General features: G+C 71.5%; 19 protein-coding genes and 1 pseudogene. 6 read left to right on the top strand and 14 right to left on the bottom strand.

What is annotated here, in order from left to right:
* Positions 1 to 115 precede the first annotated feature (115 nt).
* The 3 genes from gatB to gatC are packed head-to-tail and all read right to left on the bottom strand — an operon-like array spanning position 116 to position 3,433.
* Complete coding sequence (gene gatB / locus IOE58_RS02510; RefSeq protein WP_193864828.1) at positions 116 to 1,621, bottom strand: Asp-tRNA(Asn)/Glu-tRNA(Gln) amidotransferase subunit GatB; 1,506 nt, start codon at positions 1,619 to 1,621, stop codon at positions 116 to 118.
* Entirely contained in the window at positions 1,621 to 3,129 is a 1,509-nt protein-coding gene (gene gatA, locus IOE58_RS02505) for an Asp-tRNA(Asn)/Glu-tRNA(Gln) amidotransferase subunit GatA (protein ID WP_193864827.1), read from the bottom strand. Before gatA ends, gatB begins: the two co-directional genes overlap by 1 nt.
* Before the next feature lie 7 nt (positions 3,130 to 3,136).
* Positions 3,137 to 3,433, bottom strand: coding sequence for an Asp-tRNA(Asn)/Glu-tRNA(Gln) amidotransferase subunit GatC (gene gatC / locus IOE58_RS02500; RefSeq protein WP_193864826.1), 297 nt, complete (start codon positions 3,431 to 3,433; stop codon positions 3,137 to 3,139).
* A gap of 255 nt (positions 3,434 to 3,688) precedes the next feature.
* Here gatC and IOE58_RS02495 point away from each other — a divergent pair, with 255 nt between their 5' ends.
* Together IOE58_RS02495 and IOE58_RS02490 are read left to right on the top strand one after the other, a co-directional pair.
* Positions 3,689 to 3,901, top strand: a complete 213-nt coding sequence (locus IOE58_RS02495) for a hypothetical protein (RefSeq protein WP_193864825.1) — start codon at positions 3,689 to 3,691, stop codon at positions 3,899 to 3,901.
* Positions 3,902 to 4,045: 144 nt separating this feature from the next.
* Positions 4,046 to 6,259, top strand: a complete 2,214-nt coding sequence (locus IOE58_RS02490; protein WP_193864824.1) for a RecQ family ATP-dependent DNA helicase — start codon at positions 4,046 to 4,048, stop codon at positions 6,257 to 6,259.
* A gap of 32 nt (positions 6,260 to 6,291) precedes the next feature.
* Here IOE58_RS02490 and ligA read toward each other — a convergent pair.
* Both ligA and IOE58_RS02480 read right to left on the bottom strand, forming a co-directional pair.
* A pseudogene (gene ligA, locus IOE58_RS02485) lies at positions 6,292 to 8,729 on the bottom strand (NAD-dependent DNA ligase LigA).
* A gap of 22 nt (positions 8,730 to 8,751) precedes the next feature.
* Positions 8,752 to 9,642 carry a LysR family transcriptional regulator gene (locus IOE58_RS02480; RefSeq protein ID WP_193864823.1) on the bottom strand — a complete coding sequence of 297 codons (891 nt, stop codon included), beginning with the start codon at positions 9,640 to 9,642 and terminating at the stop codon, positions 8,752 to 8,754.
* A 71-nt stretch (positions 9,643 to 9,713) separates the two neighbouring features.
* On the opposite strand from IOE58_RS02480, the gene IOE58_RS02475 reads away from it, so the two are divergent.
* Positions 9,714 to 10,841 (top strand): YeiH family protein, encoded by a 1,128-nt coding sequence (locus IOE58_RS02475; RefSeq protein WP_228018495.1) that lies wholly within the window; start codon positions 9,714 to 9,716, stop codon positions 10,839 to 10,841.
* Positions 10,842 to 10,854: 13 nt separating this feature from the next.
* On the opposite strand, the gene IOE58_RS02470 is transcribed toward IOE58_RS02475, so the two are convergent.
* The 9 genes from IOE58_RS02470 to IOE58_RS02430 all read right to left on the bottom strand — a co-directional run bounded on the left by IOE58_RS02470 (position 10,855) and on the right by IOE58_RS02430 (position 19,871).
* Positions 10,855 to 11,979 carry a hypothetical protein gene (locus tag IOE58_RS02470; RefSeq protein ID WP_193864822.1) on the bottom strand — a complete coding sequence of 375 codons (1,125 nt, stop codon included), beginning with the start codon at positions 11,977 to 11,979 and terminating at the stop codon, positions 10,855 to 10,857.
* A complete protein-coding gene (mnmA, locus tag IOE58_RS02465; RefSeq protein WP_193864821.1) occupies positions 11,976 to 13,064 on the bottom strand; it encodes a tRNA 2-thiouridine(34) synthase MnmA in 1,089 nt (362 codons plus the stop codon). Before mnmA ends, IOE58_RS02470 begins: the two co-directional genes overlap by 4 nt.
* Before the next feature lie 142 nt (positions 13,065 to 13,206).
* Positions 13,207 to 14,409 carry a cysteine desulfurase family protein gene (locus tag IOE58_RS02460; protein WP_193864820.1) on the bottom strand — a complete coding sequence of 401 codons (1,203 nt, stop codon included), beginning with the start codon at positions 14,407 to 14,409 and terminating at the stop codon, positions 13,207 to 13,209.
* A complete protein-coding gene (locus IOE58_RS02455; RefSeq protein ID WP_193864819.1) occupies positions 14,406 to 15,365 on the bottom strand; it encodes a hypothetical protein in 960 nt (319 codons plus the stop codon). The genes IOE58_RS02460 and IOE58_RS02455 overlap by 4 nt, the downstream gene beginning before the upstream one ends.
* Entirely contained in the window at positions 15,362 to 16,360 is a 999-nt protein-coding gene (locus IOE58_RS02450; protein WP_193864818.1) for a vWA domain-containing protein, read from the bottom strand. The genes IOE58_RS02455 and IOE58_RS02450 overlap by 4 nt, the downstream gene beginning before the upstream one ends.
* A complete protein-coding gene (locus tag IOE58_RS02445) occupies positions 16,357 to 17,379 on the bottom strand; it encodes a vWA domain-containing protein (protein WP_193864817.1) in 1,023 nt (340 codons plus the stop codon). Before IOE58_RS02445 ends, IOE58_RS02450 begins: the two co-directional genes overlap by 4 nt.
* Entirely contained in the window at positions 17,370 to 17,858 is a 489-nt protein-coding gene (locus IOE58_RS02440) for a hypothetical protein (RefSeq protein WP_193864816.1), read from the bottom strand. Before IOE58_RS02440 ends, IOE58_RS02445 begins: the two co-directional genes overlap by 10 nt.
* Positions 17,845 to 18,741: a DUF58 domain-containing protein gene (locus IOE58_RS02435; protein WP_193864815.1), complete on the bottom strand. Its 897-nt coding sequence runs from the start codon at positions 18,739 to 18,741 to the stop codon at positions 17,845 to 17,847. The genes IOE58_RS02440 and IOE58_RS02435 overlap by 14 nt, the downstream gene beginning before the upstream one ends.
* Before the next feature lie 20 nt (positions 18,742 to 18,761).
* Complete coding sequence (locus tag IOE58_RS02430) at positions 18,762 to 19,871, bottom strand: AAA family ATPase (RefSeq protein ID WP_396121460.1); 1,110 nt, start codon at positions 19,869 to 19,871, stop codon at positions 18,762 to 18,764.
* Between the two features lie 180 nt (positions 19,872 to 20,051).
* On the opposite strand from IOE58_RS02430, the gene glgX reads away from it, so the two are divergent.
* The 3 genes from glgX to glgB all read left to right on the top strand — a co-directional run bounded on the left by glgX (position 20,052) and on the right by glgB (position 26,768).
* Complete coding sequence (glgX, locus tag IOE58_RS02425) at positions 20,052 to 22,277, top strand: glycogen debranching protein GlgX (protein ID WP_193864814.1); 2,226 nt, start codon at positions 20,052 to 20,054, stop codon at positions 22,275 to 22,277.
* A gap of 197 nt (positions 22,278 to 22,474) precedes the next feature.
* On the top strand, positions 22,475 to 24,457 hold the full coding sequence (locus IOE58_RS02420) for an alpha-1,4-glucan--maltose-1-phosphate maltosyltransferase (RefSeq protein WP_431831688.1): 1,983 nt from the start codon (positions 22,475 to 22,477) through the stop codon (positions 24,455 to 24,457).
* On the top strand, positions 24,450 to 26,768 hold the full coding sequence (gene glgB, locus IOE58_RS02415; protein WP_228018493.1) for a 1,4-alpha-glucan branching protein GlgB: 2,319 nt from the start codon (positions 24,450 to 24,452) through the stop codon (positions 26,766 to 26,768). Before IOE58_RS02420 ends, glgB begins: the two co-directional genes overlap by 8 nt.
* Positions 26,769 to 26,860 lie beyond the last annotated feature (92 nt).

Here is a 26,860-nt window from a genome sequence, read left to right as displayed (position 1 = left end):
TGACCCCTTCTTCACAGGTCGTTCACAATGGGGGTGACCGAGGGCACACGAACGGCCCGGCCCCCGAGGGGACCGGGCCGTTCACGAGGGCCGATCCGGCCCGCGCCTGGTCACATCAGCTCAAGCCGAGGCGCTCCATGATGATCTCCCGCACGCGGCCGGCATCGGCCTGGCCGCGGGTGGCCTTCATGATGGGGCCGATCAGGGCGCCGATGGCCTGCACCTTGCCGCCCTTGATCTTCTCGACCACGTCGGGGTTCTCGGCGATGGCCTGGTCCACCGCGCCGGTGAGGACCGAGTCGTCCGAGACCACGGCCAGGCCCTCCTGCTCGACGATCGCGGCGGGATCGCCCTTGCCCTCGAGCACCTTGCCGAGGACCTGCTTGGCGATCTTGTCGTTGATCTTCCTGCCGTCCACCAGGCCCTGCAGCTCGGCGATCTGGGCCGGGGTGACGGCCAGCTGCTCGAGCTCGGTCTCGTGCTCCTTGGCGGTGCGGGCCAGCTCGCCCATCCACCACTTGCGGGCGGCCTGGGGGCTGGCACCGGCCGCCACGGTGGACTCGATGAGGTCCAGCGCACCGGCGTTGATGACGTCGCGCATCTCCAGATCGGAGTAGCCCCACTCCCCCAGCAGCCGGCGGCGGCGGGCAGCGGGCAGCTCAGGGAGGGCAGCGCGGAGCTCCTCGACCCATGCGCGGCTGGGGGCCACGGGGACCAGGTCCGGCTCGGGGAAGTAGCGGTAGTCCTCCGCATCGGACTTCACCCGCCCGGAGGAGGTCTCGCCGGTGTCCTCGTGGAAGTGGCGGGTCTCCTGGACCACGGTGCCGCCGGCGTCGAGGATCCCCGCCTGGCGGGAGATCTCGAAGCGCACGGAGCGCTCGATCGAGCGGAAGGAGTTGACGTTCTTGGTCTCGGTGCGGGTGCCCAGCGGCGACTCGGGAGAAGGCCGCAGCGAGACGTTGACGTCGGCGCGCACGTTGCCGCGCTCCATGCGGGCCTCGGAGACCTGCAGGGTGCGGAAGATGTCCCGCAGGGTGCGCACGTACGCGGCGGCGACCTCGGGGGCGCGCTCGCCCACGCCCTCGATGGGACGGGTGACGATCTCCACCAGCGGCACGCCCGCGCGGTTGTAGTCCACCAGGGAGCGGGTGGCGCCCTGGATGCGCCCGGTGGCGCCGCCGAGGTGGGTGTTCTTCCCGGCGTCCTCTTCCATGTGGGCGCGCTCGATCTCCACCCGCACCGTCTCGCCGTCCTCCAGCTCCACGTCGATCCAGCCGTCGAAGGCGATCGGCTCGTCGTACTGGGAGGTCTGGAAGTTCTTGGTGAGGTCCGGGTAGAAGTACTGCTTGCGAGCGAAGCGGCAGTGCTCGGCGATCTGGCAGTTCAGGGCCAGACCGATCTTGATCGCGTACTCGATGGCCTTCCCGTTGACCACCGGCAGTGTGCCGGGCAGGCCCAGGGAGACCGGGGTGATCGCGGTGTTGGGATCGGCGGCGAACACGTTGGGGGCGCCATCGAACATCTTGGTGTCGGTGCCCAGCTCGACGTGCACCTCGATGCCGAGCACGGGGTCGTAGCGGTCCACCGCCTCGTCGTAGTCCACCAGGGGATCGGTACGCATCAGTTCACTCCTCCAGCGAGCTCGGGGGCCTTGTCCAGCAGCGGGCCACCCCAGGCGTCCTCGAGCAGGGCCTCGAGGGCCCCGCCCACGCGGTACAGGCGCTCGTCGGCCCGCGCGGGTGCCAGAAACTGAATGCCCGCGGGCAGGCCGTCCTCGGCCAGGCCGCTGGGCACGGAGATGCCCGGGGTGCCGGCGAGGTTGGCGGGGATGGTGGCGATGTCGTTGAGGTACATGGCCATCGGGTCGTCGAGCTTCTCGCCCAGGTGGAAGGCGACCGTGGGTGCCGTGGGCGAGGCCAGCACGTCGACCTTCTCGAAGGCGGCGGAGAAGTCGCGCTGCACCAGGGTGCGCACCTTCTGGGCGCTGCCGTAGTAGGCGTCGTAGTAGCCGGCCGAGAGCGCGTAGGTGCCCAGCAGGATGCGGCGCTTGACCTCGGCGCCGAAGCCGGCACCGCGGGTGGCTGCCATGACCTGCTCGGCGGTGGCGCCGCCCTCGGGGACGACCCGCAGGCCGAAGCGCATGCCGTCGAACTTGGCGAGGTTCGAGGATGCCTCAGACGGCATGATCAGGTAGTACGCGCCGAGCGCGTAGCGGAAGTTGGGGCAGGAGACCCGCACGATCTCGGCGCCGGCCTGCTCCAGCTGCTCCAGGGACTCCTGGAATCGGGCCCGCACCTCGGCAGCGAAGCCCTCGCCCTTGAGCTCCTCGATCACGCCGATGCGCAGCCCCTTCACGTCCCGCCTGCGGGCGGCCTCGACGTAGGAGCCGACCGGGTCCGGCAGGGACGTCGAGTCGCGCACGTCGTGGCCGGCGATCAGCTCGTGCAGCAGCGCGGAGTCCTCGACGGTGCGGGTGACCGGCCCTGCCTGGTCCAGGGAGCTGGCCATGGCGATCAGGCCGTAGCGGGAGACGGAGCCGTAGGTGGGCTTCACACCGACAGTGCCGGTGACGGCGCCGGGCTGGCGGATCGAGCCGCCGGTGTCGGTGCCGATCGCCAGCGGCGCCTCGTAGGCCGCGACCGCGGCGGAGCTGCCACCGCCGGAGCCGCCGGGGATGCGCTCGCGGTCCCAGGGGTTGCGGGTGGGGCCGTAGGCGCTGGTCTCGGTGGAGGAGCCCATGGCGAACTCGTCCATGTTGGTCTTGCCCAGGATGGGCAGGCCGGCCTCGCGCAGGCGCTCGACCAGGGTGGCGTCGTACGGCGGCACCCAGCCCTCGAGGATCTTCGAACCTGCGGTGGTGGGCATCCCCTTGGTGACCACGACGTCCTTGACGGCGATCGGCACGCCGGCCAGGGGGTGCAGCTGCTCACCGGCGGTGCGACGGGAGTCGACGTCCCGCGCGGTGGCCAGGGCGTCCTCCTGGTTCAGGTGCAGGAAGGCGTTCAGCTCGCCGTCCACGGCCTCGATGCGGTCGAGGTGGGCACGGGTGAGCTCCTCGGCGGAGACCTCCCCGGCCTGCAGAGCGGCGGCCTGGGCGGCGGCGCTGCGGCGGATGATGTCGTTGCTCATGTGGTCCTCACTCCTCGCCCAGGATCTGCGGGACGGCGAAGCGTCCGTCCTCGGCCTCGGGAGCACCGGCGAGCGCCTGCTCCTGGGTGAGGGTCTCGGTGACGACGTCCTCGCGGAACACGTTCGTCATGGCGATGGGATGGGAGGTTGCGGGGACGTCGGCCGTGGCGACCTCGGACACGGAGGCGACAGCGTCCATGATGGCGTCGAACTCGCCGGGAAGGCGGTCGATCTCCTCATCGGTGAGCTGGATCCGTGCGAGGTCGGCGAGGCGTGCGACGTCGTCTCGTCCGATAGAAGGCATGAGGACAGTCTAGGTCGCGGGTCGATGGGAGCCGAATGCCCGGTTCGTCCACCATCCCGTGCAGGGGGCGGCTGACGGAGCCGCCCCGGAATCAGGGGGATGCCGTGAGAATGCAGTCGTCGTCCGGGACCAGCATGGCCCTGTACGTCGCAGCGCTCACGCTGGATCGGGCCCGAGGTCGCTGACCCGGCCCCGAGCACCGGTAGTCTCGTCCTCATCGTCCTGCGAGACAGAGCAAGGAAAGAGGACCGCGCCATGTCCGTCGACCCGAACATCGACTACTCCTCCCACGACCCCGAGGACAACGAGGAGCTCTCGGACGACCCGCGCATCCGTGAGGCCCAGGAGTACGAAGCGAAGATGCGCCGCGCACTGGCGACCAAGGAGGATCCCCTGCGGGACTCCGAGACCACCTCCGAGCGCCTGAAGCGCCTGGACCGCGAGGAACGGGAGAAGGGCAAGGCCTGAGCCTGCCACCGGTTCATCGATCCGCGGGGCCGGGTGGTGGCATCAGCATCAGCGGCGGGCAGAGGGGCCCGGTCCCCCCCCCGGCGTCGGCCACAACATTGAAGACGGATTCGTACTGTCACAGCGCCTTGCCACACTGGGGGCATGCAGACAACCCCCGCATCGCCCGGCAGCCCGCTCCATGAGGAGGCGCTGCTGGCGCTGCGCGCACTCACCGGCCGTGGGGACGCCCAGTTCCACGATGGCCAGTTCGAGGCCATCGCCGCTCTGGTGGAGCAGCAGCGGCGGGTGCTCGTGGTGCAGCGAACGGGCTGGGGCAAGTCCGCCGTGTACTTCCTGGCAGCGCTGCTGCAACGCAGGCGGGGCACCGGCCCGGCGCTGATCATCTCTCCGCTGATCGCACTGATGCGCGACCAGGTGGCTGCAGCGCGACGCGCGGGGGTGCGGGCCGCCGCGATCAGCTCGGCCAATCCCACCGAGTGGGGGGACATCGAGCAGGGCCTCGCGGCCGATTCCCTGGACGTGCTGCTGGTCTCTCCGGAGCGCCTGGTCAATCCCCGGTTCCGCGAGCAGCAGCTGCCGCACCTGGTGGAGCACTGCGGCCTGCTGGTGATCGACGAGGCGCACTGCATCTCGGACTGGGGCCACGACTTCCGCCCCGACTACCGCCGCCTGCGGGATCTGGTGGCCGAGCTGGACCCGGCAGTGCCGGTGCTCGCCACCACCGCCACCGCCAACTCCCGCGTGGTGGCCGATGTCGAGGAGCAGCTCGGCGTCACCGCCGCCGACGGCTCCCCGGTGCTGACCCTGCGCGGCCCCCTCACCCGGGACTCGCTGCGGCTGGGGTGCCTGACGCTGCCGGATGACCGCGCACGGCTGGAGTACCTGGTGGAGCACCTGGATGCATTCCCCGGATCCGGGATCATCTACACGCTCACCGCCTCCGCAGCGGAGGACCTCGCCGATCTGCTGGACCGCCCGGGCCGCCGCGTACGGGCGTACACCGGCCGCACCGATGCCGAGGAGCGCGCCGCACTGGAGCAGGCGCTCAAGGACAACCAGGTCAAGGCCCTCGCGGCCACCAGTGCCCTGGGCATGGGCTTCGACAAGCCGGATCTGGGCTTCGTGGTGCACCTGGGGGCGCCCAGCTCCCCGGTGGCGTACTACCAGCAGGTGGGCCGTGCGGGCCGCGCCACCGACACGGCCGACGTCCTGCTCCTGCCCGGGCGTGAGGACCGCGCCATCTGGGAGTACTTCGCCACCGCCTCGATGCCCTCCCAGGAGGCGGCCGACGCCGTGCTCGCCGAGCTGGGCCGTTCGGAGGGCCCGCTGTCCACCCCCGCTCTGGAGGCCCGTGTGGATGTGAAGCGCGGCGCGCTGGAGCTGCTGCTGAAGGTGCTGGCCGTGGAGGGCGCGGTGGAGAACGTCAAGGGCGGCTGGGTGTCCACCGGCCGGCCATGGACGTATGACGCTCCCCGCTACCAGAACGTGGCCCGCGCGCGCCGAGCCGAGCAGCAGGCGATGCTGGACTACGAGCGCCTCGAGCTCGGCGATGCCACTGGCTGCCGGATGGTGTTCTTGGCCAGCCAGCTGGACGACACCACCGCGCGGGCCTGCGGCCGCTGTGACGTGTGCGCGGGCCCCTGGTACCCGGGCCCCGGTGCTGCATCTGCGTCCGCCGGTTCCGATGCCGCCTCCCAGCAGGCCGTCTCCCGCCTGCTGGACCGGGTGGGCGTACCGGTGGATGCGCGCAAGCAATGGCCCCAGGGGCTGGACCGCCTGGATGTGCGCTCCGAATCCGGCTCGCCGCCGCGGGGGAACATCCCCGCCGGTGAGCGCGTCGAGGAGGGCCGGGTGCTGGCACGCATGTCCGACCTGGGCTGGGCCGTGCCCCTGCGGGACCTGCTGGGCGTGGACCAGGGCGGGCATCCCCTCGATGCCGAGATCTCCCCGCGCATCGCACAGCGGGTGATCGAGGTGCTGGCGGGCTGGGACTGGGAGCAGCGCCCGGTCGGCGTGGTCGCGGTGCCCTCGCTCAGCCGGCCCCGGCTCGTGCGCTCCCTGGCCGGCGGCATCGCCCGGGTGGGCCGCTTGCAGGACCTGGGGGACCTGGGCCTCTCCCCCGCCGCGGCGCCCCTGCACGGGGCACGCAACAGCGCCTTCCGGGTGGCGGCACTGTGGGACCGCTTCACCATCACCCCGACGCTCGCGGAGTCGATCCGGACACTGGACGGTGCGCCGATCCTGCTGGTGGACGACGAGATCGACACCCGTTGGACCATGACCATCGCGGGCCGCCTGCTGCGCCGCGCCGGCTCCGGGCCGGTGCTGCCGCTGGCACTGGCCCAGCGGGCCTGACCCGAGCCGAGTCGGTCAGTCGGCCTCCGCGCTCACGACTCCTCCGCGCTCTTGCCCTCGGGCTCATCCCCCACGCCTGCGGGTCCCTCGGTCAGCAGCGCGACGAAACCGGCCTCGTCGAGGATCCGCAGGCCCAGCTCCTCGGCCTTGGCGGCCTTGGAGCCGGCGTTCTCACCGACCACGACGTAGTGGGTCTTCTTCGACACCGAACCGGAGGCCTTGCCGCCGCGGGAGATGATCGCCTCCTTGGCGCCGTCGCGGGTGAAGCCCTCCAAGCCGCCGGTGACCACCACGGTGAGGCCCTCGAGGGTCTTCACGAAGCCCTCCTCGACCTCGTCGGCCATGCGAACACCGCTGGCCTCCCAGGCGCGCACCAGGGCGTCGTGCCAGTCCACAGCGAACCACTCGGTGACCGCTTCGGCGATGATCGGGCCCACCCCGTCGGTGCCGGCCAGCTCCTCGACGCTCGCCGCGCGGATCGCGTCCATCGAGCCGTAGGCGGTGGCCAGGGAGCGGGCGGCGGTGGGCCCCACGTGCCGGATGGACAGGGCCACCAGCACCCGCCACAGCGGCTGGTCCTTGGCCTTCTCCAGCTCCTCGATCAGCTTCACGGTGTTCGCGGCGGGGCGCTCCTGGCCCACCTGCCGCCACTGCGCATCGCGCTTGTAGTAGCGCCACGCGGGGCGGGACCAGAACGCGGGGGTGATGCGCCAGTCACCCGTCGGCTCACCGTCGCGCCGCTCGGGCTGCCACACCACCACCTCGTGGAGATCCTCCGCGGTGAGGTCGAAGAGGTTCTCCCCGGTGCGCACCACGGGCTGCTGGGGGCGGGCAGGGCGGGATCGTCCTCGCGGGTGATGCGCAGCTGAGGTACCCCGTCGGTGCCGCCCGTGACCTGGCCGCCCTGGATCACCGCGAAGGACTCCGACGCCAGCGCCTCCGCGGTGCGGATCGGCACGTGCACGGCATGGCCGGCACGCAGGGCGGCGAGGGCCTGCTCGCGGCGCTTGTCCGGGTCGGTCAGCGCGATCGCGGACTCCTCACCGAGGGACTCGATGTCGAAGGCCCCGCGGGAGGCGGCGTGCTCGATACGCCCGGTGACCTGGGCGGGGCAGTCCTTCGCATTGGGACAGCGCCAGTCCTTGTCGCCCTCCTTCTCCGGCTTGATCGCCGTGCCGCAGGAGGGGCAGTGGGAGGGCATCACGAAGGGCTTCTCGGAGCCGTCGCGCAGCGCCTCCACGGGGCCCAGGATCTCGGGGATCACGTCCCCCGCCTTGCGCAGCACGATGGTGTCGCCGATCAGCACGCCCTTGCGCTCCACCTCGAACTGGTTGTGCAGGGTGGCCATCTCCACCGTGGAGCCGGCCACCTTCACCGGCTCCATCACGCCGTAGGGCGTCACCCGCCCGGTACGGCCCACGTTGACCTGGATGTCCAGGAGCTTCGTGGTGACCTCCTCGGGCGGGTACTTGAAGGCGATCGCCCAGCGAGGTGCTCGGGAGGTGGAGCCCAGGGCGCGCTGCTGCGCGAAGGAGTCGATCTTGATCACGATGCCGTCGATCTCGTGCTCGACGTCGTGCCGCTTCTCGCCCCGCTCGGTGATGAACTCCCGCACCTGCTCCAGGCCCTTCAGCACACGTGTGTGGGGGGAGGTGGGCAGCCCCCAGGAGGCCAGCAGCTCGTACACCTCGGACTGCGAACCGACGCTGACCCCTTCATGGGTGCCGATCCCGTGCACGTACATGGCGAGCGCCCGCGAGGCGGTCACGGAGGAGTCCTTCTGCCGCAGGGACCCCGCTGCGGTGTTGCGGGGATTGGCGAACTCGGCCAGCCCCGACTCGCGGCGCTGCTCGTTGAGCTCCTCGAACGCGGCGGTGGGGTAGAACACTTCTCCGCGCACCTCCAGCAGCGCGGGCGGGTCCTCGGTGTGCAGGCGGTGGGGCACCGACTCGATGGTGCGCACATTGGCGGTGACGTCCTCCCCCACGCGGCCGTCACCCCGGGTCACGCCCCGCACCAGCGCGCCGTTCTCGTACACCAGGGAGATGGCGAGGCCGTCGATCTTCAGCTCGGTCAGGTAGCGCACCTCGGAGGCACCGGCACCCAGGCCTTCCGCGGCCCGGGCGGCCCAGGCATCGATCTCCTCGAGCTCGAAGGCGTTGTCCAGGCTCATCATCCGCTCGATGTGGGCGACAGGGGCGAAACCTACCGCGACTGCGCCGCCGACGGTCTGCGTGGGCGAATCAGCGGCCGCCAGCTGCGGGTTCGCCTCCTCGAGGGTGCGCAGCTCCCGTTCGAGCTGGTCGTACTCGGCGTCCGAGAGCGTCGGGGCGTCGTGCTCGTAGTACTCCACGCGCGCCTGCTCGATCCTCGCGGTGAGCTCGGCGATGCGCTCCTGCGCCGGCCGGGCGTCGCTGTGCTCGGCGGGGGCGTCGGTCTGATCTTTCGGCGTTCTGCTCACGGGGCACATTCTGTCAGGCCCCACCGACGCCTCACCCCTGCTGATCGATCAGTGCGTGCAGAGCACCGTCGAGCCTCGCGGGCCAGGGGCCGTCCCACACCACTCTCAGGGATCTGCGCAGGTCCAGCCCGTGCACCGGGACGCGCACCAGTCGGCCCTCGCGGATATCGGCGGCGACCACCAGCTCGCTCAGCAGCGCGCAACCGGCACCACCCGCCGCCGCCGTGCGCACGGCCGCGTTGGAGTGCAGGACGAGAGCGGGCTCGGCGGTGGGGAGCGGCGCAAGAGCACGGGCAAGCACCTCACGGGTGCCGGACCCCTCCTCCCGCACGATCAGCGGGGTGTCGGCCAGCGCACGGGCCGCGATGCCGGTGCCGTGCGCCCACGGGTGGGTGGGGGCGACCACCGCTACCAGCCGGTCGTGCCCGATCACGCGACTGTGGAGCCCGACGGGGTCCTCGGCCCCTTCCACGAAGCCAAGATCGGCCCGCCCGCGTCGGACGGCGGCGAGCACGCCGGCGGTGTTCTCCACCTCGAAGGAGGCGGGCACCCCGGGCAGGTCCGCCGCGAGGGCTGCCAGGAATGTGGGCATCAGGTGCTCGGCGATGGTCTGGGAGGCCACGATGCGCACCCGCCCGCTGCCGGCCGCGGCCCGTACCTGGTCCACGAGGCCGTCGGCCGCATCGAGCACTCGGCGGGCGTGCTCGACGGCGACCCGGCCGGCCGGTGTGGGCTCGGTGCCGCGGGTGCCCCGATCGAACAGTCTCACCCCCAGGAGCCGCTCGAGGCGGGAGAGCTGCCGGGAGGCATTGGGCTGGGCGATGTCCAGGGCCGCCGCGGCCGCGGAGAGGCTGCCTCGCTCTGCGATGGTGACGAGCAGCTCGAGGGAGCCGATGTCCGAGCGTGCACGCGACCTCTCCATATCACTGATGATATGGGGTGGGCCGATCGCGGGGGTTCCGCCGCAGCGCGGGCAGGCGGAGGCTGATCTCCATGCCGCGAACTGCTGTGCCCACCACGTCCACCCCTGCAGACCGCCCCGGCCCCACCCTCATGACGGACAGCGGGTCCGGAGGTTCGGTGCAGCACCGTGCGCGCGGCGTGCTGCCCGGGCTCCTGCTGAGCCTGAAGGTCGGCGCGGCCACGGTGGCGCTGAGCCGCATGGTCCCGGCCGCCTCCCCCGCACTGGTCGCGATCCTGCTGGGTGCGGCGCTGGCGAACTCCCCTCTGGTACACCCCGCGCTCCAGCCCGGCCTGGACGTCGCGGCCCGTACCGTGCTGCGCGCAGGCATCGTGCTGCTGGGACTGCAGCTGGCACTCGGCGACGTGCTGGCGCTGGGGCCGGTGGTGATCGCTGCGATCGTGACGGTGGTGGCGGTCGGCGTGGGCAGCGGGCTGCTGATCGGTCGCCTGCTGCGCCTCCCCGCGGACCTGACCGCGCTGATCAGCTGCGGCTTCTCGATCTGCGGGGCCGCGGCCGTGGCCGGTATCAGCGGTGTGCTCGCCGGGGCCCACCGGGATCGCGACCCGGAACGTGCGGCCCAGCACGAGACACGCACGGCCACGGCGGTGGCGCTGGTGGTGGTGTTCGGAACCCTGATGATCCCCCTGATGCCCGTGCTCGCCCACCTGCTGGAACTGCCGCAGGAGACCGCGGGGATCTGGACGGGGCTGTCCGTGCTGGAGGTGGCCCAGGTGGTCGCCGCCGGCAGCCTGATCGGGGATCCGGCGCTGAGCGCCGCGGTGGTGGTGAAGCTGGGCAGGGTGCTGATGCTGGCCCCGGTGGCGGCGGTGGTCACGCTGAGCCTGCGCCGCGCCGCGGCCGAGTCCGTGGAGGGCGATGACGGCGGCGGCGCTGCTGGCGTGCCACTGATCCCGGGCTTCATCCTGGGGTTCCTGGTGGCAGTGGCGGTGCGCTCCACGGGGATCCTGCCCGAGCCGGTGCTGGGCCTCGCGCAGCCGGCCCAGGCGCTGCTGCTGGCCGCGGCGATGTTCGCGCTCGGAACGGGGGTGCGGATCTCCCTGCTGCGCGGAGTGGGCGGCCGGCCCGTCGTCCTGGCAGCACTGGTGCTGGTGGTGGTCACGGGCACCGGGCTGGCAGGCGCGCTGCTCGCGGCCTGACGGCGTCGGGCTATCAGCTCTCCACGCGCTCGGCCCACGCGGGGGCCGCCCGCAGGAGCGCCTCGATCGTCGACTCGTCCAGCAGGGACGAGCGATCGGGCTGCTCGGACGGGTCCGGTCGCGAACCGCGCACGGCGTGTGAGGCCCCGGTGTGCGCGATCAGGGTGAACCCGGCCGCATCCCGCGGGCCGTACCCCAGCTTCTGCCAGGTCTCCAGCACACGGTCCAGCACGGCGCTCATGCCGCCGGTACGGGGGTCGACGGCCAGCTCGAGCCGGCAGCCCGCGTCATGGGCCGCGGCCAGCTCCTCCCACAGCTCGCGCCCGTCGGCCGATTCGAGCGCGGGCAGGCGGGCCGGTGAGACAGCGAGACGCCGCACCCCGATCTCGCGGGCCGTGCGCAGCACGGTGACATGCGTGCCGAGGCCCAGGGTGATCGCCTCGAGGTCCAGCTCGCAGGCGGAGGCGAGGCCCGCGATCAGGCACCGCCACAGGGTGCCCACCTGCGGCCCGTGCACGGCCGGGTAGCGTCGCCTGCCCGAAGGGGTGGGGATACGGCCCGCGACCACGGCGTCCACGGCGTCCTCCCGCAGCAGCAGGTGGGGACGCGCCCCGGGGACGCGCTCGCGGAGCGCGGCCACATGCTCGCCGATCCCCTCGGCCAGCAGCATCGGCAGGTCCCTCACCGCGCCTCGGTCGGCCAGGGTGCGCTCGCCCGAGGGAAGATAGGTGGCGGCCGCCAGTGTGGCCGGCCCCATCGTGGTGACGGTGAGCGGTCCCTGGTAGCCCAGCAGTGCGATCCGGGCGGCATCGAGGGTGCGGTCGCGCAGGTCCTGCGCGCGCTGCCAGGCGCGACCGATGCCCGGCCCCAGGCGCCAGCCGTAGCTGGTGAGGTCGCCGCTGGTGCCGGTCAGCAGGGCCAAGGAGGCGGGCAGCAGGTGGTCGATGTCGTCGACGCCGAGGGCCGAGGGCAGGTAGAGCCTGGTGGCGATCTGGTCCTCGGGGTCGTCCCCGAGCAGGGACCGCAGCCGCAGCAGAGCGGCCAGCACGGGGTCCTCCAGCTCGCCGACGGTCCCCTGGGCCGTATCGAGGGGGGCCCGGAAGGTGCCGTCGCCGGTGACGGTGACCAGGGGGTTCATGCGCGGCGCTCCAGGGTTGCGGCGGCCAGCACACGGTCACCGTCGTACAGCACAAGGGTCTGCCCGGGGGCCACGCCCCGCACAGGTGAGTCCAGGCGCACCCGCAGCTGACGGTCGGCGCCGTCGGGGGCATGCTCGATCGTCCCGGGCACGGCCTCGCCGTGGGCCCTGATCTGGGCGTGGACGGGCCTGCCGGCCTCGAGCGGCTCGAAGCCGATCACGTCGGCGGCGATCAGCTCACGGGTGCTGAGCAGCTCGGCGGCACCGACGACCACCTGGCGGCGGCCGGGGTCGATGTCCACCACGTAGCGGGGTCGACCATCGGCCGCGGGGTGCTGGATCCCCAGCCCCTTGCGCTGGCCGATGGTGTAGCCGTGGGTGCCGCTGTGCTCCCCCAGCACGGCACCCTCGGTGTCCACCACCTCACCGGGCACCTCCCCCAGGCTGCGCTCGAGGAATCCGCGGGTGTCGCCATCGGCGATGAAGCAGATGTCGTAGCTGTCGGGCTTGGTGGAGACCCCGAGGCCGCGGGTGCGGGCCTCCTCACGCACGGCCTGCTTGTCCTCGAACTCGCCCAGGGGGAACAGGGAGCGCTCCAGGGCCTCGGGCCCCATCACCGCGAGCACGTAGCTCTGGTCCTTGGCACTGTTGCGCGAGCGGTGCAGGGACCGCGCACCATCCGGGCCGTTGCGGCCGATGGTCGCGTAGTGGCCGGTGCACACCGCATCGAACCCCAGCAAGGTGGCCCGTTCCAGCAGGGACGCGAACTTGATGCGCTCATTGCAGCGCACGCACGGGTTGGGAGTGCGCCCGGCGGCGTACTCGGACAGGAAGTCCTCGACCACCAGGTCGTGGAAGTCGTCGGAGAGATCCCACACGTAGTACGGGATGCCGATGCGGTCGGCGGCGCGACGGGCGTCGGAGGCGTCCTCCACGGTGCAGCAGCCCCGTGACCCGGTGCGGCGCTGGTCGCGGTTCTTGGACAGCGCCATGTGCACGCCCACGACCTCGTGCCCGGCCTCGACGGCGCGAGCGGCAGCCACAGCGGAGTCCACCCCGCCGCTCATCGCCGCCAGTACCTTCACGCCACTGGTCCCCTCTGATCATGCGTGCCGTCCGGGCCCCCGGGGGCTGCGCCCGCCCGGATCGAACCCGATGTCGGTGCTCGAGTCTACGGACCCCCGCGGCCGGCGGGCGGCACACAGGACGTGAGATGCGTCCTCTCCCTCAGCCGAACAGGGAGCCCACGGCCCGTGCCCTCGTCAGTGCTTCGGGCAGAGCCCGCAGCAGCATGTCGACCTCGCGCTCGGTGCTGTTCCAGCCCAGGGACAGGCGCAGTGCACCCCGGGCATCCGCATCGCTGATGCCCATCGCCGCCAGCACCGGGCTGGCCTGGGTGACCCCCGCCGAGCAGGCGGATCCGGCCGAGCAGTCCACGCCGCGCTCGTCCAACAGGAACAGCAGGGAGTCGGGGTCGGCGCCCGGGAACACCACGTGGACGATGTGCCCGGCCTGGGGCGCGGACTCCTCCAGCGTGAGGCGGGCGGTGGGGTCCACGGCACGGATCCCCTCCCGCAGCCGTGAGGCGAGCGCGCGGCAGTGCGCGTTCTCCTGCTCGCGCTGCCCCATCAGCTCCCCCAGGGCCGCCGCGAAGGAGGCGGCATGGGCGGCGTCCAGGGTGCCCGAGCGCACACCGCGCTGCTGGCCGCCCCCGGTGCTGGTCACCGCCATCGGCACCTCGGGCTTCGCGACCAGGGCGCCCACTCCCACCGGTGCACCGATCTTGTGCCCCGACAGTGACATCAGGTCGACGTCCTCCCACGAAGGCAAGGGCACGTGCCCGATGCCCTGGACGGCATCGGTGTGCACCAGCGTGCCGCGCTCATGGGCGAGCGCGGCGAGGGCCGCGATGTCCTGCACGGCACCGGTCTCGTTGTTCGCCAGGGCCGCGCTGGCCACGCTCACCGTGCCGTCGGCGAGGGCCTCGGCCACTGCCTCGGGCACCAGGCGCCCGTTCCCGTCCACCGGCAGCAGCCTCAGGTCGGTGTCCTCCAGGGAGCGCGCGGTCGCCAGCACCGCCGGGTGGTCGGTCGCGGCGACAGCCACGGCCCGGCGCTTTCCCTCGGCTGCCCGTGCGCCCAGCGCCACCGCGCGGATGGCGAGGTTGTCGGCCTCCGTGCCGCCGGAGGTGAGGATCAGCCAGCTGCGGGGCACGCCCAGCAGTCCGGCGATGCGCTCCAGGGACTCATCGAGCACCGCACGCGCGCGGCGCCCCGAGGTGTGCACCGAGGAAGGGTTCCCTCGCACCAGCGAGGCTTCGAGGTAGGCCTCCCGCGCCGCGGGACGCAGTACCGTGGTCGCCGCATGGTCGAGGTAGGCGCGGTCGTCGAGCCTCGCGCGATCACCCTGCTGGGCCTCGCCCGGTCTCACCACGGCTTGGTCTCCTCCTGGTCGCCACCGGTGTCGTCCTCGCCCTCGCCGCCCTGGGCGTCGCGGTTGCGCTCCTCCAGCTCGTCCTGCTTCTTCTGCTCCTCGCTGCCGCCGTCGGTGGGGGCCTCCTCCTCGGGGCCGTCCCCCTCGGGGTCCTCGCGCTTGGGGTCGCCAACCGGGGGCGGGGAGTCCCCGCCGGGCTGGTCGCCTTGCCCGCCCTGCTCGGTGCCGCGGTCGTCGGGGTCGTTGCCGGCCTCCTCATCGGCCTCGCGGCGCTTCTCGCGGATGCGCTCGCCGTTCTCCTCGGTGGTCTCGGAGTCCTCGTTGCCGGAGCCTCCCTGGCCCTCGCCCTCGCCACCGCCGCCCTGCCCCTCGCCTTCGCCACCGCCGCCTCCGCCGCCGCACACGGCCATCAGCTCCTCGGCCTCGTACAGCCGGTCGGCGCGCTGGGCGGGGTCCTCGATCTGCTCGGCCTGGCGCTCGATCGCGATGGCGAGGTTGTTGATGATCTTGCACTGGGCGTGCAGCGGCTGGTTGAGGTCCTTGCCGTTGTTCCACTTCTCCAGGGCCTGGCGCAGCTCCTCCTCGGCGGCGGCGTTCTCGCCCTGCTGCAGCAGGTCCGTGCCGCGGGTCAGGTGCGGGAGGTACGGCTCGAACCAGTTGGCCACCCACACCGGCTGCAGGCGCTCGATCGCCGTGGGGTAGGCACCGTCCTCGTAGGCCGACTGATGCCATGCCTGGGTGATCGGCATCGACACGAACTTCACCATCAGCAGTCCCAGCGCCAGGATCGGCAGGGCCAGGATCGCGAACACGATGGCCCGGGTGCGCCGCAGGCGCGTGACGTCCAGGCCGAAGTTCTCCGGGCGCCCCTTGGGGCGGGAGGCCCGCTCCAGCGGGGCATCCCCCTGCTCTGCATGCTGCTCGGCGCGCGGGGCATCGGTCGAGGTGCTCATCGCTGGGCTCCTGAGATGTCGTAGCGGTCCAGCCGTCGCGGCAGCCGGTAGGTCATCTCCCCCAGCTCCCAGATGAACAGGGCCGCCAGGGGGATCGCGGCGATCCAGTACCAGTCCTCGAAGCTGGCGACGCTGCGCGAGGACTCCATCGGCACCGGCCGCAGGGTGATCCCCTCCATGGTGCCCTCGATGGGTGCCTCCGGATCGGTGCGGTGCAGGTAGGGCACACCCAGGTCCGCGGCGATCTTCTCCAGCTGGGCCTGGTCGATCGAGGAGATGCCCTGGCCGCCGTCGCCATCGGGGATGTACTCCCCGTCGTTCTCCCCGCCACGCGCCTTCATCGGCCCGCCCTCGGCCGTGCCGTAGCCGAGCACCGCTCCGCCGTCGACCATGGGGTTGGCCTGCCCGAAGGACTCCGACTCCCGCTCATCGGTGTTCTCCCCGTCGGAGAGGAAGTACACCAGGATGTGCGAGTCAGGGTCCTGCTGCCGGGTCTCCGAGAGGGCCGTGAGCAGGGAGTTCAGTGGACGATCGACATTGGAGCCCTGGGAGTAGGCGGTGGGCTCGGTGGTGAGGGTGTCGATCCACGCCCGCGCCGCGCCGGCGTCGGTGGTCAGCGGCAGCTGCTCGGTGGCGGTGGAGTCGAAGGCGATGATCCCGTAGCGGGCCCCTTCGGTCATGCCCATGATGCGGTCCATGTCGGCCTTGACGCCCTCCATGCGGGGCCGGCCCTCCGCATAGTCCTCGGCGTTCATCGAGCCGGTGCGGTCCACCACGAAGAACACGTTGGCGTTCATGCGCTGGGTCTGCTCGCCCTCCAGGGGGGTGACCGGTCGCAGCGCCACCACCAGCAGCAGCATCACCATCAGGGCGCGGCGCAGCCACGCCACCCGCTGGCGGGGCCGCAGCACCAGCAGTGTCACGCACGCGATCAGCAGCAGACCGAACAGCGGGATCGAGGCCCACAGCGGCATCAGCGGCTCGAGGCGGATCATCGGGCCCTCCATCCGATGGCGATGACCCCGATCAGGGACAGGAACGTCAGCACGAAGCCCAGCCCCGGATGGTCGGTGCGCACCACCGTGGGAGTGGCCCCCATGGCAGCGGCCTGGGTGCGCTGGATGTCCTGGATGATCGAGGGGATCGCGTCCGGGTCCGTGGACTGGTACAGCACGCCGTCGTTGTCCTCGGTGGCCGTCCTCAGCTCCGCGAGGCACTCCTCACCGCACTCGTAGGCACCGGGGTAGAAGGTGTACAGGGTGATGTCACGGCGTGCGACCGAGTCGGCGGCCTCCTCGAGCGTGAAGATCGGGGAGCCGTTGACCTCGTTGTCGGTGGCGAAGATGATCGAGCGGGAGCGGTCCTCCTCGGCCCGGTCGAAGAGCATCCCGCAGGAGGCCAGGCCGTCCGGGACGATCGAGGCCTCATCGGCGATGCCCCGCGTGCCCTCCACGAAGTCGACGTACTTGCGCACCTTCTCGTCGTCGTAGTCGCGGGTGCCCAGTCGGTACCCGAACTCGTCGAAGTCGATCGCCTCCGCACCTTCGGTGAGCTCGCGGTGGATCAGGTCGTAGTCGTTGGTCAGCGGGAACACCGTGCGGCTGGTGGAGTTGAAGATCGACAGTGCGACCCGCTCTCCTTCGAAGCCGTCCACCATCTCGGCGAAGGTCTGCAGGATCTCGGTGTCGTACTCGTACATCGATCCGGACACGTCCAGGCACAGCACGATGTCGCGGGAGGCGAAGTCAGGGGTCTCGATCCGCTCACTGGCGATCCGCCCGGAGAGCAGGGATGCGGCGACCACGCCGATCACCGCGATCGCGACCTGGAGCACCCGCACCACGCGGGCGGTGCGCTGGGCGCGCACGAAGCTCGGGATGTGGTCCATGTACGAGGAGTTCGCCACCAGCACGGGCGACTTCCGCATCGCCCGACGGTTCCAGAAGGTGATCGCCCAGACGGCCAGGGCGGCCAGCAGCAGCAGGGCGGTGACCCACCAGAAGATCATGACCATCGCCGGATCACCTCCCGTGCGCGACGCACGGAGTCGTGCAGCTGGGCGTCCGAGGCCGGAGCGAAGTCCGGCTCGTACAGCGCTGCGATCAGCTCACCCACCGGTCGGGTGCGCGGCTCCGCCAGCAGGGTGGAGACGTCCTGGCTGGTCACGTCGTGCCCGGTGGTGCGGCGTACGAACCGCCGCATCACACCGGTGAGCTCGAGGTGCCCGGCCCGTGCCTCCAGCTGCCCGGCCTCGTGACGGTCGGCGATGTCGTTGACCGAGCGCAGGAACTCGGCCTTGAGGTTCTCCACGTCGCTGGGCCGGCGGCGATAGGCGGCACGCTTCTCGACCCCCCGGGTGATCCGCAGCGTGCCCCACACCAGTGCCGTGATGGTCAGGGCGCACAGGATCGCGAGGATCGCCCAGGCCACCGAGTACTGGGGCGGGTCGATGATCTCCGGCGGGGCGGCGAGGATCCGTTCAGGCACGGGCATGGCGGAACTCCCTCGACCTCAGCATCGTCACCATGTCGTCGATCACGGTGGTCTCCCCCGTGGACAGCACGTGGGACAGGTGCAGCCGATCCAGCATTTCGTCGATGCCCTGCCGACGTGCCTGGCGGTACGCCTGGACGTCCTGCGCCACCCGCTTGGAGGTGCGGGCTATGGAGGCGATCTCCCGGGGGGAGTCCACATCCACCACGTCGAAGTCGAGGGAGGCGGGCTGCAGGGGGTCGGCATCGGCGATGCGCACCACCATCACGTCGTGGCGGGTGGTCAGGCGGCGCAGCAGCGAGAAGTCCTCGACGTCGGGCCCGGCCTCGTCAGTGATGATCGTCATCAGGGTGGAGCGGCTGGTGACGCGGAAGGCCCGCTCGAGCAGCCAGGCCGTGTCCTTCGGGGGCGAGGCGGTGGTGGTGGCCTGTTGGATGGTCCGCAGCAGCAGCTCGAGGTGGCCGTCGCTGGAGCGGGCCGGAAGCTGGATAGGGTGGGAGTCGTCCCCGGCGACCAGGCCCACCAGGTCCCCGCTCTTCTGGGCCAGGTAGCAGATCATCCCGGCGGCCATCACCATCGTGTCGCGCTTGGAGCTGCCGTCGGCGGCGGTCGCGGCCATCGCCGAGGAGGTGTCGGCCACGATCGAGAGGTGCCGCACCCGCTCCTCGTTGAACTGACGGATCAGCGGCTCGCCCGAGCGCGCCGTGGCCTTCCAGTCGATGTCGGAGATCTTGTCGCCGGGCTGGTAGTACTTCAGGTCGTCGAAGTCCTCGCCGCTGCCCTTGAACAGGGACCGGCCGCGGCCCTGGATCAGGCCGCGCGCCCGGTTCGAGGTGTGCAGGTCCACCCGGGCCTTGACCCGGGTGAGCAGCGAGGTCGCCATCGGTGCGCTCCGCGCCCGCGTCAGGGCATCGGCACGGCGTGGAACACCGCGTCGATGATCTGCTCGGGCTTGATCCCGCTGGCCAGGGCGTCGAAGGTGAGCACCAGGCGGTGTCGCAGCACGCCGTAGCGCATGGCGCGGACGTCGTCCGGGGTGACGTAGTCCCGCCCGTGCAGGAGGGCATGGGCCTGCCCCACCCGCATCAGGGCGAGGGAGCCTCGGGGACTGGCGCCCACCCGCACCGACTGGGTGAGGTTGGGCACCGGTCGGGGCCCGGAACCGCGGGTGGTGAAGACCACGTCGATGATGTACCGCTTGACCGCGGGGTCCACGTAGACGGTGTCCACCATCTCCTGGAGGAAGCGGATGTCCTCGAGGCTCACCGCCTTCACCGCCTTGCGGGGCCCCGTGAGACTGCCCGCGGTGGAGCGGTCCAGGATCTCGTGCTCCTCGGCGGGGCGCGGGTAGGTGAGCACCTCCTTCATCAGGAAGCGGTCCATCTGGGCCTCGGGCAGCACGTAGGTGCCCTCCTCCTCGATGGGGTTCTGGGTGGCCAGCACCATGAACGGCTCGGGCAGCCTGTGGATCTCGCCGCCGATGGAGGTCTGGCGCTCCTGCATCGCCTCGAGCATCGCCGACTGGGTCTTGGCCGAGGAGCGGTTGATCTCGTCCAGCAGCACCACGTTGGCGTGCACCGGCCCCAGCTGGGTGGTGAACGTGCCGGAGCCGTAGTTGAAGATCTGCGTGCCGATGATGTCGTTCGGCATGAGGTCCGGGGTGCACTGGATACGGGAGAAGGAGCCGGTGATCGCCGAGGCCAGCGCGCTGGCGGCCGTGGTCTTGGCCAGACCGGGCACGGACTCCAGCAGCACGTGGCCACCGGCGGCGAGCGAGGTGAGCAGGCTCAGCCGCAGGTTCTCCTGCCCCACCACGCGGGACTGGAACACCTCGGTGATGGTGCGCACGATGTCGGCGGAGCGCTCCATGTCGGCCGGGGCGATCGAGGCGGCCGACGGTGCGAAGGAGCCGGCACCGCGCTGGGGCCCGCCGCTGTGGCCCCGACCGGGCTGATCGGAGGGCGCGCCAGGCGCACCGGGGCGGGCGGGCTGCTGGTTCGGTGGCTGGCTCATCTGCTGCGGCTCCCCCGTCGGCGGACTGTTCGGTGAACGGTACCCGTTCCTCCCCCGAGGACGGTCGGCGTCCGGCACCGGGACGGAGCACGGGGCACCGAGGCGATACTAGCCGCTGTCGCACCACGGGGCGGGCAGGATGCGGTCTGTACCTGGCGACGACGATGAAACAATGCCGAGGTGCATGCCGATCGTTTCGACCGCCCCACCCCGCCGGTGGCTCCCACCGCCCCCGGTCTCAGCGTGGACGAGCTCGGTCGTGGGACCTTCGCGGTGGCCGCACCTCGGGCCGGCCACGTGGACCTCTGCATCCAGAGCGGGAGCACCGAGGTGCGCCGACGCCTGCGCCACTACGACGGCGGTCTGCGCTGGGACCACGTCACGGGGATGACGCCCGGCACCCGCTACGGCCTGCGGGTGCACGGGCCGTGGAACCCCGAGGCCGGGCTCTACGGGAACCCTCGCAAGCTGCTGGTGGATCCCTACGCCCGCGGCATCTCCCACACCTCTCCCCTGCTGAGCTCCTTCTTCGCCCATGAGGTCGACGCGATGCTCGACCCGGTGGGCGAGCAGCTGGTCCCCAGCGGCCAGGACGACGCGGAGACGGCGGTGTGGTCGGTGGTCACCAGCGACCGCTTCGACTGGCAGGGCGATCTGCGCCCCCTGGTGGACTGGGACGAGACCGTGCTGTACGAGCTGCACGTCAAGGGCTTCACCCGGCTGCATCCGGACGTCCCGGCCGAGCAGCGCGGCACCTACGCCGGGCTGGGCCATCCCGCCGTGACCGGCTACCTGCGGGACCTGGGTGTGACCACCGTCGAACTGCTGCCGACCCACGCGGCGATGGACGAGCCGCACCTGACCCGGTTGGGCCTGACCAACTACTGGGGCTACTCGAGCCTGTCGTTCCTGGCGCCGGAGCCGGGCCTGGCCACGGCGGCCGCCCAGCGTGCGGGCGCCCAGGCCGTGCTGGACGAGGTCAAGACCTTGGTGCGCAGCCTCCACGCGGCAGGCCTGGAGGTGGTGCTGGACGGGGTGGACAACCACGCCGCGGAGGGCGGGGCGGGCGGGCCGTCCCTGTCCCTGCGGGGGCTGGACAACCGCGAGTACTACTGGATGGACCACGGATCCTTCCTGGACGTCACCGGGACCGGCGGCACCCTCGACCCGCGCTCGGTGCACGTGATGGACCTGATCCTCAGCTCCCTGCGGTACTGGGTGGAGGAGGTCCACGTCGACGGGTTCCGCTTCGACCTGGCCGCCACCCTGGGCCGCGACGAGCGCGGCTTCCGTCCCGACCACCCGTTGTTGCGCGCCATCGCCACCGATCCCGTGCTGCGACGGGTCAAGCTGATCGCCGAGCCGTGGGACGTGGGCACCGGCGGCTGGCAGACCGGCAGCTTCCCCGCCCCGTTCGCGGAGTGGAACGACTCCTTCCGGGACGACATCCGTGCCTTCTGGCTCTCCGACCGTGCGGTGCGACGGCGCCACGGCACCGATGCCGTGGGCGGGGTGCGCGATCTGGCCACCCGCCTGACCGCCTCCAGCGACCTGTTCACAGCGCGCGATCCCGAGAACCTCCCGGTCGGCCGCTCCCTGCGCTCCCCGTGGGCCTCGGTCAACTTCGTCACCGCCCACGACGGTTTCACCCTCCACGACCTCACCACCTACGAGGTCAAGCGCAACGAGGCCAACGGCGAGGACAACCGCGACGGCACCGATGACAACCGCTCCTGGAACCACGGATTCGAAGGGGAGCCAGAGGGCCACGACGACGAGGCCGGCGCCCTGCGGGCGGCCCGCCGGCGCACGGCCCGCGGGATGCTGGCCACCCTGCTGCTGGCCTCGGGCACCCCGATGCTCACCGCGGGCGACGAGTTCGGCCGCAGCCAGCGCGGCAACAACAACGCCTACTGCCAGGACAACGAGATCTCGTGGGTCCACTGGGACCTGCGCCCGGAGGACCGCGCCCTGCGGGACTCGGTCAAGGCACTGCTGCGGCTGCGTGCCGAGCACCCGCAGCTGCGCAGCCCCCACTTCCTGCGCCCGGCCGATCCCCACGCCCTGGATGCGGGGCAGGTGGCCTGGTTCGGGGCCGACGGCATCGGCATGGAGCACGCCGACTGGATGGACCCCTCCCAGCACCTGCTGGCGATGCTCCGCCCCGGGGTCCCGGGCCCGGGCGGCACCGAGCACCTGCTGATCGTGATCTCCACCGAGGCCCAGCGGGTGGAGCTCACGCTGCCGTCGGCGCCCTGGCCCGAGGGCCCCACGCGCGTGCTGTTCGACAGCGCGCTGGAGGACCAGGGGGACCTGCCCACCGGGCCGGTCCAGGGCGGGCGCGTGCCGATCGGTCCCGGAAGCGTGATCGTGCTCGGGATCACCCCGGTCGAGCGGCTATCGTGAGAACCGCCAGGACGACCTCACCGCAGGCAGGAGCAGACATGCCCGAGCCCATCGCCCCCGGACGCCGGCCCGTCCCCTCCCGGACGCCGCAGCAGCGCGCCACGCCATCCCGGCCCGAGACTTCCCGACCCGAGACTTCCCGGCCCGAGACCACCCGGCCCGCGGGACTCGACGCCGGCATCGGCCGCATCCCGATCATGGATGTCTCCCCGGTCGTGGACGGCGGGCGCTTCCCCGCCTCCTGCGTCGAGGGCGAGACGGTCCCCGTCCGCGTCAACGCCTTCCGCGAGGGGCACGACGCGATGGGTGTGCAGGTGGTGCTCACCGCTCCTGACGGCAGCGAGCAGGTGCGCCGCCTGGAGAGCGTGAACCCGGGCCTGGACCTGTGGGAGACCACCGTGCGGCCGGGGTCCACCGGCCACTGGTCCTTCCGCGTGGAGGCCTTCTCCTCCCCCTACGACACCTGGGTGCACACCGCCGAGGTGAAGATCCCCGCCGGTATCGACACCGCGCTGGTGGCTGCGGAGGGCGTCCAGGTGCTGGAGCGCGCCCTGGCGGAGATCACCGAGGGCACCCGCCCCGAGGCCGACGGCCCCCGCCTGCGAGCCGCGATCGGCAGCCTGCGCGACACCTCGCTGTCACCCTCCGGCCGTGTGAGTCCGGCCCTGGCGGCGGATCTGCGCGGCGTCATGCATGAGCGACCGCTGCGGGAGGGAGTCACCGTCGCGGGCCCGTACCCGCTGGTCGTGCACCGGAAGCTGGCCCTGTTCGGCTCCTGGTACGAGTGCTTCCCCCGCTCCGAGGGTGCCCGTTTCGACCCCGAGCAGGGCGGGTGGGTCTCCGGCACGCTGGCCACGGCCGCGGAGTCCCTGGACCGCATCGCCGACATGGGCTTCGACGTGGCCTACCTGACCCCGATCCATCCGATCGGCACCACCTTCCGCAAGGGCCGCAACAACACGCTGGACCCGCGCGAGGGCGATCCCGGCTCGCCCTATGCGATCGGCTCCCCCGACGGCGGGCACGACGCGATCCATCCCGACCTGGGCACCATGGAGGACTTCGATGCCTTCGTGGCCCGCGCCAAGGAGCTCGGGCTCGAGGTGGCGATGGACATCGCCCTGCAGTGCTCCCCGGACCACCCGTGGGTCACCGAGCACCCCGAGTGGTTCGTGATCCGTCCCGACGGGACCATCGCCTACGCCGAGAACCCCCCGAAGAAGTACCAGGACATCTACCCGCTGAGCTTCGAGGCCGACTACGAGGGCCTGTACACCGCGATCCGGGACATGCTCGAGCTGTGGGTGGAGCACGGGGTGACCCTGTTCCGGGTGGACAACCCGCACACCAAGCCCGTGCGCTTCTGGCAGGAGCTGCTCGAGGAGTTCGACCGCACCCACCCCGAGGTGATCTTCCTGGCCGAGGCCTTCACCCGGCCCACCATGATGCACACCCTCGGCAAGGTCGGCTTCCACCAGTCCTACACCTACTTCACCTGGCGCCACTCCCCCGTCGAGCTGAGGGAGTACCTCGAGGAGCTCGCCGCCTCGGCGCACTACATGCGCCCGAGCTTCTGGCCCACCACCCACGACATCCTCACCCCGTTCATGACCGGGGGCGGACACCGCGCCTTCGTGCTGCGGGCGATCCTGGCGGCCACCCTGGTGCCCACCTGGGGCATCTACTCCGGCTACGAACTGGTGGAGGACGTGCCGCGGCCCGGCGCCCAGGAGCAGATCGACAACGAGAAGTACGAGTACAAGCCGCGCGACTCCGCCGGGGCCCTGGCTCGGGGCGAGAGCCTCGAACCGCTGCTGCGGGACCTGAACCGGATCCGCCGCGAGCACCCCGCCCTGCAGTCCCTCACCTCCATCCGCTTCCACACTGCGGACGACCCGCAGGTGCTGGTGTTCTCCAAGCACCTGGAGGCGGAGGAGACCGGCACCGGCACGGCGGACACCGTGCTGGTGGTCTCGCTGACCGAGCACGACCGCGACGCATGGACCACCCTCCACCTGGATCCTGCGGCGCTGGGCGTCGGTGAGGAGTTCGAGGTCGAGGATCTGCTCACCGGTGAGCGCTTCACCTGGAACCGCGACCCGTATGTGATCCTGAGCGCCGCCGACCGGCCCGCCCATGTCCTGCGCGTGATCCATCCCGAGGAGGAACGAGATGCCTGAGACCCCCGACCCCACCACCCCGAGGGACCCGCAGCGTCCCTCCGCACCCGCGGGCCCGGTTCAGTCCGCCCCCCAGGCGCACTCCGCACCCCAGGCACCGTCGGTCGACGAGCCCGTCGGCTCCCTCAGCGGTCCCCGGGTGATGCCGCTCGGCGAGCACGAACTGGGCTCGGCCGCCACCGGAAGCTACCACGACCCCCACTCGGTGCTGGGCGCCCACCAGTACGAGGGAGGCGTCACCGTGCGCACCCTCAAGCCCTTCGCCCATGCCGTTGAGGTGCTCACGGCCGACGGCGCCGCGCACCCGATGCAGCACGAGTACGACGGGGTGTGGGTGGCCGCGATCAACCTCGCCGCCCTGACCTCCTACCAGCTGCGCGTCGTGTGGGAGGAGGGCGCGGACCCGGTCGTCCTCGAGGAGCCGTACCGCTTCTGGCCCACCCTGGGCGAGCTGGACCTCCATCTGATCCGTGAGGGCCGCCACGAGGAGCTGTGGCGCGCCCTGGGCGCCCACGTGCGCACGGTGGAGGACGTCGAGGGCACCAGCTTCGCGGTGTGGGCCCCGAGCGCCCGCGCCGTGCAGGTGGTGGGCTCCTTCAACGGCTGGGAGGGGCGCAGCCACTCCCTGCGCTCCCTCGGCGGCTCCGGCGTGTGGGAGCTGTTCGTCCCCGGCATCGGAGACGGCGAGGTGTACAAGTTCCGCATCCTGGGCTCCGACGGCGTGTGGCGCGACAAGGCCGATCCGATGGCCCGTCTGGCCGAAGTGCCCCCGGCCACCGGCTCCGTCGTCACCACCAGCGACTACGAATGGAAGGACGACGCCTGGCTGGCCGCCCGCGCCGAGAGCGACGCGGTCGCCTCGCGGATGTCGATCTACGAGGTGCACCTGGCCAGCTGGCGCCCGGGGCTCGGCTACCGGGAGCTGGCCACCGAGCTGGTGGACTACGTGACCGACATGGGCTTCACCCACGTGGAGTTCATGCCGCTGGCGGAGCACCCCTTCGGCGGCTCCTGGGGCTACCAGGTCACCGGCTACTACGCACCCACCTCGCGCCTGGGCTCGCCGGATGAGCTGCGGCACCTCATCGACACCCTTCACGCCGCCGGCATCGGCGTGATCATGGACTGGGTGCCCGCGCACTTCCCGAAGGACGAATGGGCACTGGCGCGATTCGACGGCGGCCCGCTGTACGAGCACGCCGATCCGCGCAAGGGTGAGCACCCCGACTGGGGCACCTACATCTTCGACCTGGGCCGCAAGGAGGTGCGCAACTTCCTGGTCGCCAACGCCTGCTACTGGCTGGAGGAGTTCCACGTGGACGGCCTGCGGGTCGACGCGGTGGCCTCCATGCTGTACCTGGACTACTCCCGCAAGGAGGGCGAGTGGATCCCCAACCGCCACGGCGGGAGGGAGAACCTCGAGGCGATCGACTTCCTGCAGGAGGCCAACGCCACCGCCTACAAGCGCGCGCCCGGCATCGTGATGATCGCCGAGGAGTCCACCTCCTTCCCCGGCGTCCCCCGTCCCACGGACGTGGGCGGGCTGGGCTTCGGCTTCAAGTGGAACATGGGTTGGATGCACGACTCCCTGGTGTATCTGGGCGAGGACCCGATCAACCGCCAGTACCACCACGGCGAGCTCACCTTCTCGATGGTCTACCAGTACTCCGAGAACTTCGTGCTACCCATCAGCCATGACGAGGTGGTCCACGGCAAGGGCTCCCTGCTGCGCAAGGCCCCCGGGGACGACTGGCAGCAGGCGGCCTCGCTGCGCACCTTCCTGGCCTACCAGTGGACCCATCCGGGCAAGCAGCTGCTGTTCATGGGCTCCGAGTTCGGCCAGGGCACCGAATGGTCCGAGCAGGCGGGCCTGCCCTGGTGGCTGCTGGAGTACCCGCTGCACCGCGGTGCCCAGCAGCTGGTCAAGGACCTCAACGCCCTCCAGGTGGAGTTCGATGCCCTGCACCAGCTGGACCAGGACCCGCAGGGATTCGAGTGGCTGATCGGGGACGACGCCGGCCACAACACGCTCTGCTTCGTTCGCCGCAACCGCGCCGGGGACCCGGTGGTGGTGGTGCTGAACTTCTCCACCGAGCCGTGGCACGACTACCGCGTGCCGATGCCGGAGGGCGGGGCCTGGCTCGAGGTGCTCAACTCCGATGCCCCCGTCTACGGCGGCAGCGGCGTGGGCAACCTCGGCAAGGTGCACGTCGAGCAGGTGCCGATGCACGGCCGGGAGCATTCGGTGCGGCTCACCGTTCCGCCGCTGGGTGCGGTGGTGCTGGCACCGGAGCGCCTGCGCCGCGGCTGAGGGCGCATTCACGGAACCGAGCGCAACGGCCCGGATCCCCTCGCGGGGTCCGGGCCGTTGCCTGTGCTGCGCAGTCCGCCGCGCGGCGGTAA

Source organism: Brachybacterium epidermidis (assembly GCF_015209585.1).
GTDB classification, from domain to species: domain Bacteria; phylum Actinomycetota; class Actinomycetes; order Actinomycetales; family Dermabacteraceae; genus Brachybacterium; species Brachybacterium epidermidis.
The sequence above is the reverse complement of the archived record's forward strand: the minus strand, read 5'-3'. Positions and strand labels throughout refer to the sequence as shown.